Source organism: Bacillus sp. CCNWLW194, assembly GCF_037120585.1.
GTDB classification, from domain to species: domain Bacteria; phylum Bacillota; class Bacilli; order Bacillales; family Bacillaceae_G; genus Bacillus_A; species Bacillus_A basilensis.
On the sequence record NZ_JBBBBL010000002.1, the window covers coordinates 65,773 to 84,117 of the forward strand.

The following is an 18,345-nucleotide window of genomic DNA, read 5'->3' on the forward strand; positions in this document are numbered from 1 at the left end:
CTCACCTCTTTAGTAGTTATAGTTATACCTACTAATATAAAAAAGAAGCTCCGCAAAGTCAATTGATAATTCTGAAATCTCAAATTAATAAAAGACTCCTTTATTAGGAGTCTCCTATCTCAATATTTCATTCGCTTCTTTTTCATAAATTTTATCAAATGAAGTCATAACGCGTTGTGACGCTGAAATCATTTTTTGATCCGTCATAAGATCAGCCATCTCTTTCGTCATATCTACATTTGAATTTTCTAGCATATAATTTTTTACTGTCCCTACTCCGTTCGGTAAATCAGCAATGTTCCCTTCTGCTAGAGTAAAGCTTTTGTTCTCTCTTTGTACAAGACGATTATTCGCTTCTGCACCTACTGTTTTTGTTTGCAGGCGAGCAATATTATTTTGCGTCACTGCATCATATAAAGTACCGTCTGCTTGTACAGCTACCTTTGCTCCTTCTGGAATACGAATACGTTCATTATTCTCACCCATTACGAAAGCACCCGAAGTTGTTTGTAAATAACGATCACTATTTAATGTAAAACTACCGTCTCTCGTTAAAAACGTTTCATTATTTTTAGATGTAACGAAAAACGAAGCTGTGCCAGCAGTTCCGTCATCTAAAAGGAAATCTGTAGCACTATTTGTCATTTGTATATTTCCTTGTACTAAGTTCACATGCGTCGCAGCTGGTACGACAGCATAATCGACCGAACCGATATTTGTCACAGCACCATCTCCGCGGCGATATGTGTCTTGTACATCAAATACTTTAGAAGTCATATTTTCTGCTTTAAATCCTGTCGTTTGAGCATTTGCAACGTTATTCGAATGAACATTAATACGCTGCATGTAATTCATCATACCCATAGAACCTATATAAAGACCGTTCATACTCGTTTGAATAAGGCAGTTGCCTTATCCTTCACCTCTTTTCTATGATGTTTGTAACATTTGTTTTGCTAAATGTTCCGCTGTAGCGATATGTATGTTTTTCTTTACGTCTTGTCCGTCTGTCATTAATACAATGGGAGCTGATGATACTGCTGGAATTTTCAATAATTCACCACTACTTGCTGTTTCATCAAATTTCGTAAATACGATACCATCAATATGAATATCTTTAAAGTTCGTAATGATTTCAATCATATCTTTACTTTTCATCGAAGCTGATAACGTTAAACAAATATAATCTGGCTCTACTTGTCCCATCGTTTCAATCATTTCTTCCACTGTTTCTGACGCACGATAATTTTTTCCAGCTGTATCAATTAAAATATAATCGACGCGCGCTTCTTCTTTAAAATACGTAAGCGCTCTTGTCATTGCAGCTTCATCACGTACCGCAATTACTTCAAATCCAATTGTCTTTACGTAATCTTGCAGTTGCTGAACTGTTCCAATGCGCGAATGATCTGTCGTAATAAAACCAACCGTTTTTTTCTTACCGTGAAATTGCCATGCCATTTTCGCAAGTGTCGTCGTTTTCCCAACACCAGTTGGTCCAATTAAAGCAATTGTTTGCACTTCTTTTTCAAATACGTTTTCCGTATTGAAATGAGATCTCATATCTTCCAATATATACCCGATCACATCTTCCTCTGTAATCATCGTTGCATTCTCAAATTTCACTTTTAACTTTTCAGCATATGCATGAATGAAGTATTGTTCTACATCGTTTTGCTCTAGCATCCGAATTACTTTTTGAATAATAAACGGTACAGATTCTTGTTTTTCTTTTTTTACAACCACTTCTTCTTTCTTGACGGGAACGACTTTTTTCACAGCTTTTTGCTTTTTCGTTACTTTCGTTTCTTCTGTCTGTTTCACAACGACGATTCCTTTTTCAAACAGCTTTAATAGTTTCTCTTTCTTTCTTGCCCATTCTTCACTATTTCCTGTTTGCATCGCCGCATATGACATAGGAGTCGTCACGTTTTCTAAATTGTGCAGTACCGATTGAATTCCGTTCGCCTTCATGATTTGTTCTGAAGGATCATTCACAACATCCATTAATTGTTCATGAAATTGAGCTGTACCCTCGTTCACTTCTTCCTGTTTATCCTCTGGAAAAGCAACTAACATTTCATAATTCTTTTTCCAAAAAAACGGGATATTTCGTTTTACACTTTCATCGACAACGTAATAATAATCTGTACCATATTGGTCAAATAACTTTCGATACAATTCATTTTTCGAAGCTGCTTTTATTCGCATTAACGCTTCTTTCTTTTCTGTACTTTCCATTACTTCACCCCCTACTATTCAATATAGGCAATTTGATCTACAACAATTTCTGGTGCTAATTCGCTAATACAAAGCACTTGTGCTTCTACTTGATAACGCTCAAGAAGTCTTACTATAGCAAATCTGAAATCTTTTCTACGCGTTAATAGCACTGGTTCTCTTCCCATTAAACGAGCTTGTTTAAAGACACGCTGTACTTGCTCAACGACTCGCGTTTCTAAATCTAAATCCCAGTTTAATAAATAACCTTGATAAGAATTGTTCACAACGTCTGCATCTAACTCAATTGAATCTGAGAAGAGCGCCGCATATATTTTACCGTCAGGATTTTTCGCATTTTCACAAATAACTTTTGAAATACATTCACGGACGAATGACGTTACACCGTCAACATGATTTTGATAAATTTCTTTTCCGTCAATAATACCTTCGATAATCGTTGGTAAATCACGAATAGAAATACCTTCTTTTAGCAGTTGTTTAATAACATTTTGAACGAGTGATAAATCGATTTCTTTCTTCTTAATTTCTTCTAATAAAACGCCGTTATCATTTTCAAGTGAGTTAATTAAGTCTTTTACATGTTGACGCTGAATTAATTCATGAAGATTACGTCTAACGACAACATCTAAATGCGTAATTAATATGCTAAGTGGCTCTAATACTTGATAGCCTTTCATTTGTGCATCTTGTACCATATGCTCTAAAATCCAATATCCATCTTCACCAAAAATCGGATCTTTCGCTGGTTCTGCATCTAAATCGGCCATTACATTCGGGGTTTTCAGTGCTAATAAGTAACCTGATTTTAAAACACCTTCAGCTGCCTTCGCGCCTTTAATACGAATAATGTAACGTCCGCGTGGTCTAAAACTCGTATTATCTTTAAAGTTAATTCCAGGAACATTAATACCAAGGTCGGTAATAATCGACTTCCTCATAAGAACAACTTTATCACGAGCTGTTTCCCCGTTAATTTTCTGCTTTACAAGTGCTGCTAAATCTAAGCCGAGTTCTACAATAATTGGATATTTATCTGTAAATACTCCAAATGAATCTTCCACTTGTTGCAGTTGCTCATCTTCGCCTTGAATCATTTCTATTTCTTTTTGAAGCTCGTCTTCTTTTTCTTTCTTTATTCGATTTTTATTACGAATTCCTAAGAAGATAATTGTTCCACCAACGAGTGCGAATGGTAGAAACGGTAGCGGAGTAAAAATACCCATTGCGATAAATAAACCACCAAGTGCATATACAACAACTTCATGCGCTAATAACTCTTTAAAGATACCTTCTGTTACTGTATCCGGTGAACCGTCAAATACACGCGTTACGATAATACCTGTTGAAATCGCAAGCATTAATGAACCAATTTGGTTTACGATTCCGTCACCGACAGTTAACTGTGTATAGTGAATAGCTGCTTCTGCAAAGCTCATTCCCTGTTGCATCATACCGACAATTAAACCAAAAATAATGTTTACGAATAAAATAACGATCCCGAAAATAACGTCCCCTTTAATGAACTTCCCGGCACCATCCATAGCTCCGTAAAACTCTGTTTCCATATTTAATTTTTTTCGTTTCGCCTGTGCATCTTTTTCTGTAATAATACGCTGGTTTAAATCCGCATCGATCGACATTTGTTTCCCTGGTAAAGAATCAAGTGTAAAACGAGCTGCAACTTCAGCTGTACGAGATGCACCGTTTGCAACGATAAACTGGAATATAATTAATACTGTAAAAATAACGATACCAATTAATAAGTTCCCGCCAATTACGAACTGGCCGAACTCTTCAATAACATGACCAGCATTTCCATCTGTCAAAATCGCTCGCGTCGTCGATACGTTAATCGATACGCGGAAAATCCCGATTAATAACAACATCGTCGGAAATGACTTTAATTCATCCCACTCATTAATACTTGTCGCTCGCATATAAATAAGCACTGACATGCTTAGTAGAAAAACGATAATGATATCAAGTATAAATGGTGGAAGTGGAATTAAGAGCGCCACTACGAATGACGCTGCTAAAAAGATAGAAAAATAGGTTCTTGCAGAATCTATCTTAAACAAAGAGATCTCCTCCAACCGCGCTATTATACTTCAAGTTCATTCGTTTGAATTAAATAGCGCATAACTTCAATTACAGCTACGTATAAATCTTCTGGAATCGTCTCATCTTCCTCGACTTGATAATATAAAGAACGAGCAAGCGGACGGTTTTCCACCATTGGTATTTCTTGTTCACGGGCAAGCGTTCGTATATATAATGCGAGCTCATCTTCCCCTTTTGCAACGACAATTGGAGCTGCATCAACTTGTTTATTGTAACGAAGTACGACCGAAATATGAGTCGGGTTGTTTACAATAAACGTTGCACCATCCATCTTCTTCGCAATTGTTCCTTGCAAAATCGCATGCATAAAGTTTTTTCGTTTCCCCTTTACTTGTGGGTCTCCTTCATTATCTTTATGCTCTTGTTTTACTTCTTCTTTTTTCATCTTAATATCTTGTTCATACTCCCATTTTTGATAAATAAAATCAATAATAGAAAGAACGATTAAAATAATTAAAATTGCTAAGAAAATAAATTTAATTTGCCTAATAATTTCAGTAAGTGACGCAGTCCAGTTAAATCCAATCATACTTACGATTTTCTCTAAATTCTTTTTAAAGAGAACGTAAGCAACGTAACCGATTAATCCCATATAAAACAGTGATTTCAAAATATCTACTAAACTTTTACGACTAAACAATCTCGTAAAATAGTTTTTTGGATTAATACGTGACGCTTTCGGCTTAATGACTTTAGAAGAAAATAAGAAACCGACTTGAATCATATAATTAAATAAATGAAAAGCGTATACGAGTATTAATATTGGAGCCGATACTTTCAGTAGTAAAATCCCCATTAAATAAAAATACTCGGTTGAATCTGTATTTTTTCCAATTTGATCAAACAACACGGCGACGGAATTGGCAATCTCATAACCGAGCCAATCTCCGAAAAAGTAAACGACAACTGCTAATACAAGTATGGAAAATAAATTATTTAAATCTTTACTCCGGGCAATATTCCCTTCTTCACGCGATTTCTTACGCTTCTGCGGGGTGGCCTTTTCTGTTTTATTATCCTTTGCCATGCGCGTCCCCCTACTTCGTTAAGAAAAAGTTAAATAGTTTCGTATATTCTTCAAGTAATACATCCGTCATATTTTTAAACACATAACCGAGCATCGGTACACTCATCGCAATAAACAAAATACCACACGTAATTTTAATTACATATGCATTCATAAAAACGTTTAATTGCGGAGCGTTTTTTGCGATTAAAATTAAAACAAAGTTAATGATGAACAAACTTCCCATTAGCGGAAGAGCAATTTCAACCGCTGATGTGATCGCAAATAATAACGTTGCGAGTAGACTATCTAAGAAACTAGTCGTCAGCAATTTTGAAATCGCCTCTGTATATTGAAACGACTTTAAAATCGTGGCAACGAAATAATTAATGCCGCCAAGTGAAATAAAAATAATGAGAAAAAATATATCAAAAATGGTTGATAGTAAAGTAGACTGTGAACCTGCATTTACATCAAACAAACTTGCCTGTGATAAACCGATATCAAAGTCTAAAATATGCCCAGCCATTTTCGGAATGTTCCACAGCATTTCTACAATTTTTGAAAGTGATAATCCAATTACAATTTGCGTTCCTGCATAAGCTGCAACGTCCCAAACTGTCTTTATGTGCGAGACATCAACTTGATCAGCAACAGTAATCGAAAGAGCAAGTCCAACTGTAACCTTCGCCATTGCTGGAATGGATCGACCTGAGAAAAACGGTAAAAAATATAAAAATGAAGTAATGCGGCAAAACGCAAAAAACGTCGCCGCCCATAATTCCATATTCATTTCAGTCCACCTATCTTAGTACGAACGCAATAGCGATGGAATTTTATCAAATAAATCTAAAATAAGCGTCGTTAACTCTTGAAACATCCACGGACCTAAAATGATAATAACGAGCACGATACTCGCCATTTTCGGTAAAAACGTCAGCGTTTGCTCTTGAATTTGCATCATTGCCATAATGACGGCGATAATAATAACGACAATCATACTTACGCCGGCAACCGGCATTAAAATCATAACCCCTTTATAAAAAAAGGTTTGAAAAATATCTATAATTGGTGACGTATTCATTTATATGACTCCTATCACATAGCATCAAACGCTTCAGGCGACCGTTTTAAACATAATGTCGACGATTTTTGTATATCCACCTAAATATACGAAAACGAGTATTTTAAATGGTAAACTTAAAATCATCGGTGGTACCATCATCATCCCGAGGTACATTAACAGTGTACTAATAATCAAATCTATAAATACAAACGCTAAATAAATGAACATCCCTGTTAATAATCCCTTTTGGATTTGCGTTAACGTAAAGGATGGTACAAGCGTAAATAAGGAAAGATCTTTTAAATCTTTCGGTAACTCTTCTCCGCGTACTTTCAGCATCATTTTTAAATCATGCTTATACGTATGCTTTGACATATACTCTTTCATAATCGGGGCTGTCGTTTCCGCAGCTTGACTTACTGTTATTTTCTCTTTCGTCATCGGATCCCACACATCGCTCTTTAGCTGCCCAAGTACAGGCTGCATCGTAAAGAGTGATAAAAATAGGGCAAGTCCAACGAGCACTTGGTTCGGTGGTAAATTCATTACCCCAAGTCCTTGACGCGTAATCCCAAGAACGATCATAAAATAAGTAAAATGTGTAAATAATAGAACGATAGATGAAGATAATGATAAAAGGGTAACGAGCGCAAATAATTGTACACTTGAATTACTCGTAAACTCTTTTCCATTTTCGAAATTAATAAAACCGTTTTGGGCTGCATACGCTGGATTTACAAAAATAATTGAAAAAACGATAGAAAATACGAAAATAACGGCTAATAACGATAACTGTTTCTTTATTCTCATGATGGATCCTCTACTTTTTTCGTTTCACTCTTCACCGCGTCTTCTAGCGCTTGTTGAAACTGATTTCCTGTTCCTGTTAATTGCACTGATTGTACACCGTTATTACTAATAACAGTGAACACTTGCTTGCCGTCTACTTCAAATAAAAAGGCGCTCGTTTGATGATTTAAATAAACGCCGTCCTTCACTTGAATGTGGCCATTTTCACCTTGTTTAAAAAACTGCTGCTTGCGCGTCTTTTTCGTCATATAGTATGCACCGTAGCCGAGCGCACCAAACAGTAAAACGACTTGAAATAAGGTCGTCATATACGACATATGACTCCTCCTCTACTCTTTATCTTGCATTTGACTTTGCGCTTTCATAAGCGCGGCTTGCTTCTTGTCAGCTTCAATTTCAGAAATGATAATACCGAACTTTTCGTCCATTACGATCGCTTCCCCAATGCCGACTTTCATATTACTTAAATATACATCTACTTTATGTCCTAAATTTTTCTCTACTTCAAGAACATCGCCAACTTTTAATTGCTTCACATCACCGAGCGTAATAGATGATTTCCCAAGCTTTACACCAAGTTCAATCGAAATATCTGAAACGGTATCAATATGTGCTTTACTTGTTTCATTTCGCTTTCCTGCAAATTCTTCTAATCCCATTAATGACACAGGAGATACTTCATGCTTCATATGGATCCTCCTACTCTACAAAACTTTTAAATAAGAGCGCCTTACGCGTTCCATCTTTTCCAATAAAACAATTAAATTTATGCTTTCCATCTACATAACCGAGTAATTCATCCGAAACTTTCGTATGAAGCGGAATAATATCGCCTTCTTCAATTTGTTCAATCTCGCCCATTGTCATCTTTTGCTCACCAATTGCAACATGAACAGGCTTGTACACTTGATTTACTTTCACTTCCACTTCAGACGTATACTTCTTACGTTTATCCGAAGAATGTTCGACAATATTTTCAGACGTTAACTTATCCATAATTTCTTCAACAGATAAGAATGGAATTCCGATGCGCACCGTCGTATTCCAAAAATCTGTTTTCATATTTACATTCAATAATGAAATGATATCGCTTGCTGTCGTAATCTTTAATGCATTCGGGTCTGTCTCTGTCGTTACAAATTTTGGTTCAATCGCAACAACGCTTTCAAATGATTGCTCTAAATTTTTGCAAAGGAGCATAAAAATATTATCCAGTGTTAAAAACTCAAATGCAGTAAGAGGTCTGCGCATCGTAAAGTTACGCTTACTATCTCCGCCAAGCCAACATTCATGAATATAAATAACGAAAGCTAAATCAATCTCAATAACAATTTCTCCAAGCTCTGGAAGTCCAAGATCAATAACGCAATATAAATAGTAATCTTTCGGCATTTTCTCCACATACTCACTCGTAAATGGAACTTGCTCAACCGTTGAAGGCTCTAGCTCAATCGGAATACGCATACGTGCTGACAACGTCTGTGACGTCTGTTTACCAAATGTAGAAGCAATTGCTTGCAAGCTACGTAAATGCTCAACACCGAACTTCTCCGGTCTATTAAAATCATACTCTTGAAATTTATCTTGCTTTCCTGCTTCTTGTGCGAAAGCTGGCATTTCCTCGCCTTCATTTACCGCCTTCAGCAGGGCATCAATTTGCTCTTGGCTTAATTTTTCGCCACTCATGACAATCCCCTTCCCTACCTTTTCAATTCAACGATTTCAACGTACATCTTCCCGTTTTTCGTCAAAATCTTTCCGGTTCCAATCTCTTCATTCTCAAGCATAAGACGTACCGTATTTTTCGTTGAATTTTCAAGACGATACAATGTACCTTTCGTAATATGAAGCAAATCTTCAATTTTCTTTTTCGTATTTCCGATTTCAAAATAAATTGTTAACGGAATATCATCTTGTAATTTCAAATCTAGCCAACTCCCATATCATGTTCACGAAAATTTCATGTTCTCTCTATATATGAAACTTCTTATTTTGAAACGTCGATATTTAATATTTTTTTAATATATCCTTGCGTTTCTTTAAATGGTGGTACGCCTCCGTACTTTCTCACATTACCAGGGCCAGCATTATAAGAAGCAAGTGCCAATACTAAGTCGCCGTTATTTTTCTTTAAATAACCGCTTAACTCTTTCACACCACCCTCAATACTTTCAGCTGGTGAAAATGGATTTTTTATACCCATCTCTTTCACATTCGCTGGCATAAGCTGCATAAGACCCATCGCACCTGCATGTGACACCGTTTTCGGATTAAAATTAGACTCTACTTCAATCATTTTTTGAATTAACGTTTTCGGAATTCCATATGTACGACTGACTCTATCAATAATATCCTCATACTTCCCCTCATTGGAAGAACGTATTTTTTGAATATTATACTTCTTCGTTAATTCCCACGTATCAGCAGCCTCATTTTTCGTTTCTGGGAAACGTCGTTCAAACTCTTTTTGTGCAACTTGTACTTCATCTACATTCTTCGTTTCAGCCTTTTCTTCAGGCTTACTCGCTTCCTCTACTTTATTAATAGATTGGTCCGGTTTATTTACGACCGTTTCTATTTTCGTAGATTGTACCGGCTGACTCATATCCTCTACCTTTGCCGGCTGCGTAGTACCCTTCGTCTCATTCGCAGGTTCACTCTGCAACTTCTCTTGAAAACGACTACTAACGAATGCTTGTGGACTACTTAGCTTTTGCTGAATTTGTCCTTTCTTATATGCAAGCACTTCTTTTACTATATTTCCAACTATCATAATATCACCTTTTCGGTAAACAAAGATAATCTAATATTAGAGTTTTTTTTTAAAGTTTGCAATAATCCTTTTAATAATTATGTAATAAAAAAATGAATATATTGTTAAACTGTTATTTTTTTATATTTATTAATTCGAATTTTTAGTTGACACCCGCTATGACAGGGATTACAATAAATCTCGAAATTGATTTTTTCGCATATTACCGTTTTTCAATTTGCAGAAAAGTCAATATAAAAAAATGGGGGTTCTTAACATGAGAATTAATACAAACATTAATAGCATGCGTACGCAAGAGTACATGCGCCAAAACCAAGCTAAAATGAGTACTGCTATGGACCGTTTATCAAGCGGTAAACGTATCAACAACGCTTCTGACGATGCAGCAGGTCTTGCAATTGCAACTCGTATGCGTGCACGTGAAAGCGGATTAGGTGTTGCAGCTAACAACACGCAAGACGGTATTTCTTTAATCCGTACAGCTGATTCAGCAATGAACTCAGTATCTAACATCTTACTTCGTATGCGTGACCTTGCTAACCAATCTGCAAACGGCACAAATACAGATAAAAACCAAGCAGCATTAGATAAAGAATTTAACGCATTGAAAGAACAAATTGATTATATCTCTAAAAATACTGAGTTTAATGACAAAAAGTTACTTGATGGTTCTAACAAATCTATCGCAGTTCAAACGTTAGATAATGCCGATACTAGCAAACAAATTAATATTAATTTATCCAATACTTCTACTAAAGCACTAGAAATCAATACACTGACAATTAGTGGCACAACACCAATTGCAGGTAAAAACGAAACTTCTAAAATAACTGCTGAACAAATGGCTTCTGCAAAAGGCGACCTTGAAAGATTTACAAACGCAAAACAAGCTTTAGCAGATTTAACAGGGCCTACTTTAGATAATAATGGACAACCTCAGCCTGGTACAGGTAGCTCAGATAATGCTATCAAGGATGCTGTTAAAGAGTTCAAAGAAGCATTTAAAAATATTCAACCTTTAATGAGTGATGCAGATATTACAACAGTACAAGGTAAGATTGATCTTTTCGATGAAAATGCTCCAACTCTATCTGCTGCTCAACTTATCGGAACAACGTTTGCAGATTCAATGAAGCCTGCAGCAGATAAAGAAATTACTAAAGCTGCTGTTAAACCAAATGCATCTGATGCAATTGCAGCAATTGATGCTGCCCTTACAAAAGTTGCTGACAATCGTGCAACTCTAGGTGCTACATTAAACCGTCTAGACTTTAATGTGAACAACCTTAAGAGCCAAGCATCTAGCATGGCATCTGCTGCTTCTCAAGTAGAAGACGCTGACATGGCGAAAGAAATGTCTGAAATGACTAAGTTCAAAATCTTGAACGAAGCTGGTATCAGCATGCTTTCTCAAGCAAACCAAACTCCTCAAATGGTTTCTAAATTATTACAATAAGCCATTTGAGTTAGTTTCATGAATAAACCTCTCTGCTTGCGGAGAGGTTTATTTTTTATAAAAACTTCCTTTTTTGATGGAAGAGAGCATCTGCGGTGCATAGAAACGGTCAGTGCTGATCTTGATTCCCTCTTATGTTAAAACACAAACAGCAAATGAGCATAAGCCTTTTAATCTTTTCATGACCTTTTATTATCTTTAGAACACTAACTATATCAATCTATAAGGAGTGTCTATTATGCGTATTGGTACGAATGTTTTAAGTATGAATGCTAGGCAATCTCTATATGAGAATGAAAAACGTATGAATGTTGCAATGGAACATTTGGCTACTGGTAAGAAGTTAAACCATGCTTCTGATAATCCAGCTAATATTGCAATTGTGACTCGTATGCATGCACGAGCGAGTGGTATGCGTGTGGCGATTCGTAATAATGAGGATGCGCTATCGATGCTTCGGACAGCGGAAGCTGCTCTTCAAACTGTGACGAATATTTTACAGCGTATGCGTGATTTAGCTGTTCAGTCTGCGAACGATACAAATTCAAATAAAAACCGCGATTCGTTAAATAAAGAGTTTCAATCTTTAACAGAGCAAATTGGCTATATCGGTGAGACGACTGAGTTTAATGATTTATCCGTGTTCGACGGCCAAAACCGGCCTGTTACGTTAGATGATATTGGTCATACAGTAAATGTAACAAAACATATCTCCCCTTCCCCTACACAACATGACATCAAGATTTCAACAGAACAAGAAGCAAGAGCTGCCATTCGTAAAATTGAAGAGGCTTTACAAAATGTATCACTTCATCGTGCTGATCTTGGGGCTATGATGAATCGTTTACAGTTTAATATTGAAAATTTAAATAATCAAAGTATGGCCCTAACAGATGCTGACTCTCGAATTGAAGATGCGGATATGGCGCAGGAAATGAGCGATTTTTTAAAGTTTAAATTGTTAACTGAAGTTGCCCTTAGTATGGTTTCACAAGCAAATCAAATACCGCAAATGGTTTCCAAGCTACTACAATCTTAAAAATCATCTTCCTTTTTTGAAACGATTCCATACAAAACAAAAGGGAAATACATATACACTATGTATCTCCCTTTTATTTTGTACCCAAATTTTATTACTGCGTTACAGTCATAACCTGCCCACTACGATCAACCATAATTTTCATTTTACCGTCTTGTGCGTTATATAACCCTAATTTATGCAAATCTTGTTTACATTCTTTTACGAAGTAAGGCAATGTGCGAATTTGATCGATATCAGAACTCGTAATGAAATGAATTAAATGATGCGTCATTTCTTTTATATCATGAACAAGCTCTTCCTTTTCTCGCTTGATCCTTTCATTTTCAGCTCGTAATACATGTAATTCGCCTTCGAGACCACGAGCATTCTTTTCATCTTTTGAACGCTCTGCAGCCATGCTAGAAAGCTTATAGATTCCTTCCATAAACTGATGTAGTTCATGCTCTTTTCTTTCACTACACTGGCTAATCGTTTCAAAATTATCAACAATACCAGATATAACTGTTACAAGGCTTTTTTCACTCTCTGTATTTTGAACTTCTTCTCTTAACTCTTGCTTGTTTTCTTTTTTCATCTCAACAATCGGTTCTTTTACAGGTGTATATTTTCGCTTTCGTCCTGGTTTTTGTTTTTCAATATTTTCAAACGGTATTTCACATTTTTTTAATTTGTAATACGTATTTTGCAATTGACTTTCTGTTTTTGGAAAAAGATTTAGTTCTTTTTTACTAACGTATTTTGAAATATTAATAATGTTTAAACCGTGACGTTGGGAAAATTGATACACTTCATACAGTAACTCTAGCTCAGACTTCAGCCATGTAATCGCTGATTTTTCATATGCTCGCATCCCGCCATGTTTTTCGATATCTATTTGAAATAATACCATTCTATTATATAAATCAACTAGTTCTTCATATTTTACTTGGAATTGTTTTTCTATTTTTTTAAATTCCGCTTCTAGTTGCATATCGTTCATTTTATTATTTGACATGTTTTGTAAAAGACCTAATACATTAATTGCTGTGTGGTGATACATAATCTGTGCCACTCCCCCTCATCCTTTCACAATTCTCATCTGACTCCCATGTCTTTTAAGAAAATAGCAATTTTTACATATCCATATTATAACAGTTCGAAATTATCTGTCAAATAATAAACATACAAAAATGTATAGAAAGTATAAAAATTTGGAAAATGTTTTTTTATTAATATGTAAAATTGCATATTAATTACATTTAATTATATTATATGGTATTTTGAATATTTTTTCACCGAAAAAATTTGCGTTACTACGCAACCTTACTAGCATATTCCAAAAATACGCTCTCTTATATTTTCAAATAAACAAGCCCGCTATTTATTCATTAAACGAATTGAAAATCTCGAAGTAGAGACTATTCATACAGCCACAAGCACTCCAGAAACGTTTAATCTTTCTACCTGTACAGTAGAGTATAGAATGCAAAAAAGGAACTAGCCAGTACTACTTATACGTGGCTAGTTCCCTCCTCCCTACTAAAAAAATAGAGTTGTATATCAGTTCTTCAAACCCTCAATTAAAGGCTCTTTTCTTCTACTGACCTAAAACCACTCCATATATCTGGTCTCACATCGCATAGGGCTCTATTTGGCACTGACCGCTCTACGCATGGTTAGAGCTTTCTATTCCAGCTAAAAAAAGCTTTTCAAAACGTTTTTTACAGCACTAACTTATCAACTAAACCAATTAACTCTTGAATATCTGGCTTACTTACTTGAGCATTTGCTCCTACAGCTTCGCCTTTATGGAATAATTCATTTGTAATTAATGAAGAGAAAATAATGACCGGTAAACGATTCATTACTTCACTATCTTTAACCACTTTCGTTAAATGATGTCCGTCCATTTTCGGCATTTCAATATCAGTAATTAGCAAGTGAATATGTTCAAACATTTTTTCACCTTGCTCTTTCGCTAATTTTTCAATTTGTGCTAACGCTTCTGCACCATTGCTGAAGAAGTTCATTTTCGTATATCCAGCTGATGATAATGTTTCTTCTAATATTTGGCGAAGCATTGCTGAATCTTCTGCAATATAAATCACTTTTTCAGCTCGATCTGTTTTCTGTTCTAACCCTGCAAGTGATTTATTGTCATAACCAGTACCGCTAATTTCGCATACAATTTTCTCATAATCTAATAGTAAAATGATTTGTCCATCTAGCTTTACAATACCAGATGTCGTTTCTTCTAGTCCCATAGACAATGAAGCTGGTTCATCAATTTGTTCCCACGAAATACGTTGAATACGATGCACTTCATCAACACGGAAAATAACTTTCATTTGATTTAATTCTGAAATAATAAATTTCGTTTGATCAAGTGGTTTTGTCGATTTTAAATTAAGAGCTGTCGCTAAGTTAATAACAGGTAAAATTTCACCACGTACTTGAACAACACCTTCAACTGCATGATGCGATTCTGGCACAGTTGTAACAGGGAATGGATTAATGATTTCACGTACTTTCATTACATTAATACTAAATAGGTTTTCACCGACAGTATATGTAACAATCTCTAATTCATTTGTTCCGCTTTCTAATAAAATACTTTGTGCTTGTGACATAAAGGTGTCGCTCCCCTTCCATTAATTCCGTATATCTAATTATTAAGCTTTATAAAAGAGAAAAAGTCAACTACCTATATAAAAAATATAGATAGTCGAACGATTTATTTTAAAAGACGCTTACTCTTGTATAAACGAAGCAAGTGCCTCTAATAACACTTCTTGTGCTCCTACAATTTCTGTCGGCATTGCTTCCCACTTTTTTGAAAGCTCCGTTTCTACTCTTATTCTTAGCTCCGAATCCATTTCTTCTAGCACATATTCTTTCGTCGCTATATCAACATCAAGTAGCGCAAGCGCATATAATTCTGGATCATTTATTTTTTTAAATAATTGTTTTAATATAGATGGTGCTATATGTTTTAATTTTTCAATATGAATTTCCTTATCCGAAAATAGTAACTCATATTGAATAAACGTAACATTTTCTTTAATCACTTTAAAATAGCAATTATTTTTTTTATCATTTACAAAGTAACCGTTCGGATCTGCAATAATACTCTCTACTTTACGAATTAAATCCGGCAAACTACTCGCCGCCATTACAGTCCGCTGCTCAACCTCACTTGGCGAAATGAATGTAACGCGATACTTATTCTGCGCCATCCTCCTCACCTCTCCTTTTATAAAAATCTATCGTCACATACTATCCAGAAGGCACTGGCCTACTATGAAATGATTATCTCATCCCCAACCATCTCCGTACGCCTCCATAGCTCTATTCTTACAAATAGGAGCTCGTCTGGATCATAACTGTTTATCCACACTAAACTTCGCTTACCTCTTCTTATACTACCCTAGTAACTCTCCAGACCTCTGTACTTACACACCAGTCGCGGCCCTATTAGGCACTAACCGCTCCAAAACAACGCTAGGTCCTCTCTTCAACCCTAAAAAGAGCTTTTAAGGTCTTTTTAGATCTTTTTAAGAGCTTTTCAATAACTCGATGTTATTGAACCAAAATGCAATCTGCTGATCCGTTATCCCTGATAGTGTAATAAAAAACTCACGGCATTTCATCTCGTCCTTAAACAGTTGATACTTCCATTCTCCTTCGCTACCAACACTTACGAAATAAAATTCATGAATACGGCCAATGATCGATTGCTTTTCACCAAATGAATATGCAGGTACTTGCTTAATTTCAAATTGATCCGGTAAATATATATGCTCTTCTCGTTCCATTTTTAACACTTGCTCTGCAAGTTCACGTTTATTTTCGAAAAAAGGCAATTGTAAAATTCGTTCTTGTCTTGTCATACGAATAGAAAACCCTTTCTACTACATTACAAATTTTCTTTATTATATATTATCGAATTAAGTTTACAACTTCATTTAATACTTCATCTGACACTTTAATTACTTTCGCATTTCCTTGGAAGCCGCGTTGATAAAGCATTAAATCAACGAATTCTACAGATAAATCTACGTTTGAACTTTCTTTTGCTGACCCTCGTACATTCCCTGCACCATTCTCACCAGCAACACCTACCCCTGGAATACCCGCTGATGGTGTCGCAACATAATTTCCATTCCCAGTTTTCATTAATCCACCTGAATTCGGGAATGTAGCTACAGCTAGTTGTCCTACAACTTTCATACTACCATCCGAATATTTCATCATAACGAAACCACCGTCTGAAATAGAATAGTCATTTGCAATTGCAGCTGGGCGCCCCGTTACTTCTGTGGTAGAAATAGTTTTCCCTGTCGGATAATTTGTTAATCCGCTTAAATCAAGTGTTAAACCACCACCAAAAGGAATTTGAACAGATCCACCTTTAGTAATTTCACCAGTTACTGGATCTTTTTGTACAGCCTCATCTGTCTCCTTTAAATTTCCTAATGTATCAAATTTAAGATTTTTTTCGCCCGTCATACCTTCGACAGGCTTAAATTCTTTTTCGTTTTTAGAATCATTCCTTACAGAAACTGTATATGTATATTCGCCTGGCACTGGCTTTTCAACTTCTTTACCATCTACAGTCTCTTTTGTAGTCTTTTGTTTAATATTTACACGCAACGTTAACGAGTTCCCTTCCGCATCAAAAACTGTGAATTCGTGAGATAATGCATTTTGGTTTCTAGGAAGGTTTCCGCCTATTGTCGCTTTATCTGTTTGAATCCCACCAACAGCTGATCCCATTGGAATATGAATTGGGCTTGGTCGTGAAGAAAAATCTACTTCTTGTGTTCCTGTTTTTACACCATAACCCAGTACATACTGTCCACCTGTATTTGTAACATAGCTATCTTTCGATACACTAAAAGAGCCTTTTCTCGTATACTCTACATTTCCAGCATTACGATCACCAACTAAAAACAAACCGTTTCCTTCTATCGCTGTCTCCATCTTATCACTAGTTAAAGTAATAGAACCATCACTAAAATCTGTAGATGTGCCACTGAACTTTACACCGTTACCAATACTCTTTGGATTCGTACCAGCATAGGCACCATCACCGCGTGAACCAACCGTATTATTATATAGCAAATCATCAAAAATAGCCTTTTGCTTTTTATATCCAACTGTTTGTGCATTTGCAATATTATTTGAAGTAACACTTAATGCATTTTGTGCTGCATTCATCCCTGTAATACTTGTATATAACGCTTTAATCATAACCTTTGTACACTCCTTTTATTAATCTGGCTTAACCTCTTCATTTTTTTCTATATCATCTTTCTTCTCATCTTCCGGATTAGTTTCTGTTATCGGTTTATCAGAAACCCTTTCTATGAAACGAAGTGAGACAACTTGATTATCAACAATAAGTTGCACATCGTTATTTTCAGCAAGTCGAACTGTTTCCACTTGACCAGTCACTTGCTTTCCATTATTGCTTACACCTCTAACGTACTTTCCTAAAAACTTCATCCCTCCATCAAGAGCCGTCGAATACATCGTTGATTGCAGTTTATCTACTGCTTTCGTCATATTCTGTACTTGCTCCATAAGCGATAGCTGTGCTGTTTGGTTCATCATTTGGTTCATATCCATCGCATTAAACGGGTCTTGATGTTGAAAGCTTGCTAAGAAAAGTTTCAGGAAATCATCTTTATCCATAATACCGGGTGTTTTTTGAGTACTTGCTGATACTCCGTTTGCTTGTTGAGCTGTCGACTGTGCACCAGTAACAGATGCGTTTTTTGTTTGTGCTCCTGCTTGTAACGGAATATGATTTGTACTCGTTGTATTTAATCCAACTGTTGGCACA

20 protein-coding genes are annotated in these 18,345 nt (G+C 35.8%); 2 read left to right on the forward strand and 18 right to left on the reverse strand.

Annotated features, from left to right (window positions below; all coding sequences use genetic code 11):
• Positions 1-114: 114 nt before the first annotated feature.
• The 12 genes from V7S50_RS03685 to V7S50_RS03740 all read right to left on the reverse strand — a co-directional run bounded on the left by V7S50_RS03685 (position 115) and on the right by V7S50_RS03740 (position 10,020).
• Entirely contained in the window at positions 115-888 is a 774-nt protein-coding gene (locus V7S50_RS03685) for a flagellar basal-body rod protein FlgG (protein ID WP_098265038.1), read from the reverse strand.
• Positions 889-930: 42 nt separating this feature from the next.
• Positions 931-2,241: a flagellar biosynthesis protein FlhF gene (flhF, locus tag V7S50_RS03690; protein WP_242251293.1), complete on the reverse strand. Its 1,311-nt coding sequence runs from the start codon at positions 2,239-2,241 to the stop codon at positions 931-933.
• Positions 2,242-2,255: 14 nt separating this feature from the next.
• Positions 2,256-4,322, reverse strand: coding sequence for a flagellar biosynthesis protein FlhA (gene flhA, locus V7S50_RS03695; protein WP_242251292.1), 2,067 nt, complete (start codon positions 4,320-4,322; stop codon positions 2,256-2,258).
• A gap of 23 nt (positions 4,323-4,345) precedes the next feature.
• Complete coding sequence (flhB, locus tag V7S50_RS03700; RefSeq protein ID WP_001040116.1) at positions 4,346-5,392, reverse strand: flagellar type III secretion system protein FlhB; 1,047 nt, start codon at positions 5,390-5,392, stop codon at positions 4,346-4,348.
• A 10-nt stretch (positions 5,393-5,402) separates the two neighbouring features.
• The gene (locus V7S50_RS03705; RefSeq protein ID WP_001055718.1) at positions 5,403-6,164 is read right to left on the reverse strand and encodes a flagellar biosynthetic protein FliR; all 762 of its coding nucleotides are present in this window, start codon (positions 6,162-6,164) and stop codon (positions 5,403-5,405) included.
• Between the two features lie 15 nt (positions 6,165-6,179).
• Positions 6,180-6,455 (reverse strand): flagellar biosynthetic protein FliQ, encoded by a 276-nt coding sequence (locus V7S50_RS03710; protein WP_001098085.1) that lies wholly within the window; start codon positions 6,453-6,455, stop codon positions 6,180-6,182.
• A gap of 33 nt (positions 6,456-6,488) precedes the next feature.
• Positions 6,489-7,247, reverse strand: a complete 759-nt coding sequence (locus tag V7S50_RS03715) for a flagellar type III secretion system pore protein FliP (RefSeq protein ID WP_001220586.1) — start codon at positions 7,245-7,247, stop codon at positions 6,489-6,491.
• A complete protein-coding gene (locus V7S50_RS03720) occupies positions 7,244-7,564 on the reverse strand; it encodes a hypothetical protein (protein ID WP_000121176.1) in 321 nt (106 codons plus the stop codon). The genes V7S50_RS03715 and V7S50_RS03720 overlap by 4 nt, the downstream gene beginning before the upstream one ends.
• 12 nt (positions 7,565-7,576) lie before the next feature.
• Positions 7,577-7,936, reverse strand: a complete 360-nt coding sequence (gene fliN / locus V7S50_RS03725; protein WP_120340510.1) for a flagellar motor switch protein FliN — start codon at positions 7,934-7,936, stop codon at positions 7,577-7,579.
• Between the two features lie 10 nt (positions 7,937-7,946).
• Positions 7,947-8,933 carry a flagellar motor switch protein FliM gene (gene fliM, locus V7S50_RS03730; protein ID WP_242251290.1) on the reverse strand — a complete coding sequence of 329 codons (987 nt, stop codon included), beginning with the start codon at positions 8,931-8,933 and terminating at the stop codon, positions 7,947-7,949.
• Positions 8,934-8,947: 14 nt separating this feature from the next.
• Positions 8,948-9,172, reverse strand: a complete 225-nt coding sequence (locus V7S50_RS03735; RefSeq protein WP_000775712.1) for a flagellar motor switch protein FliN — start codon at positions 9,170-9,172, stop codon at positions 8,948-8,950.
• Positions 9,173-9,234: 62 nt separating this feature from the next.
• Entirely contained in the window at positions 9,235-10,020 is a 786-nt protein-coding gene (locus V7S50_RS03740; RefSeq protein ID WP_242251289.1) for a lytic transglycosylase domain-containing protein, read from the reverse strand.
• A gap of 256 nt (positions 10,021-10,276) precedes the next feature.
• Here V7S50_RS03740 and V7S50_RS03745 point away from each other — a divergent pair, with 256 nt between their 5' ends.
• Both V7S50_RS03745 and V7S50_RS03750 read left to right on the forward strand, forming a co-directional pair.
• Complete coding sequence (locus tag V7S50_RS03745) at positions 10,277-11,476, forward strand: flagellin N-terminal helical domain-containing protein (protein WP_242251288.1); 1,200 nt, start codon at positions 10,277-10,279, stop codon at positions 11,474-11,476.
• A gap of 238 nt (positions 11,477-11,714) precedes the next feature.
• Complete coding sequence (locus tag V7S50_RS03750) at positions 11,715-12,515, forward strand: flagellin N-terminal helical domain-containing protein (RefSeq protein WP_242251287.1); 801 nt, start codon at positions 11,715-11,717, stop codon at positions 12,513-12,515.
• 94 nt (positions 12,516-12,609) lie between these two features.
• Here V7S50_RS03750 and V7S50_RS03755 read toward each other — a convergent pair whose 3' ends face one another.
• The 6 genes from V7S50_RS03755 to V7S50_RS03780 form a co-directional block, all read right to left on the reverse strand.
• Complete coding sequence (locus V7S50_RS03755; protein ID WP_242251909.1) at positions 12,610-13,557, reverse strand: DNA-binding domain-containing protein; 948 nt, start codon at positions 13,555-13,557, stop codon at positions 12,610-12,612.
• A 661-nt stretch (positions 13,558-14,218) separates the two neighbouring features.
• Positions 14,219-15,127 carry a chemotaxis protein gene (locus tag V7S50_RS03760; protein ID WP_000075958.1) on the reverse strand — a complete coding sequence of 303 codons (909 nt, stop codon included), beginning with the start codon at positions 15,125-15,127 and terminating at the stop codon, positions 14,219-14,221.
• Between the two features lie 120 nt (positions 15,128-15,247).
• Positions 15,248-15,733, reverse strand: a complete 486-nt coding sequence (locus V7S50_RS03765) for a hypothetical protein (RefSeq protein ID WP_042874817.1) — start codon at positions 15,731-15,733, stop codon at positions 15,248-15,250.
• Between the two features lie 318 nt (positions 15,734-16,051).
• Positions 16,052-16,387 carry a DUF3964 family protein gene (locus V7S50_RS03770; RefSeq protein WP_000198173.1) on the reverse strand — a complete coding sequence of 112 codons (336 nt, stop codon included), beginning with the start codon at positions 16,385-16,387 and terminating at the stop codon, positions 16,052-16,054.
• Positions 16,388-16,436: 49 nt separating this feature from the next.
• Positions 16,437-17,750, reverse strand: a complete 1,314-nt coding sequence (gene flgE / locus V7S50_RS03775; RefSeq protein WP_147808374.1) for a flagellar hook protein FlgE — start codon at positions 17,748-17,750, stop codon at positions 16,437-16,439.
• A 21-nt stretch (positions 17,751-17,771) separates the two neighbouring features.
• Complete coding sequence (locus V7S50_RS03780; protein WP_001143481.1) at positions 17,772-18,344, reverse strand: flagellar hook assembly protein FlgD; 573 nt, start codon at positions 18,342-18,344, stop codon at positions 17,772-17,774.
• Position 18,345: the final 1 nt, after the last annotated feature.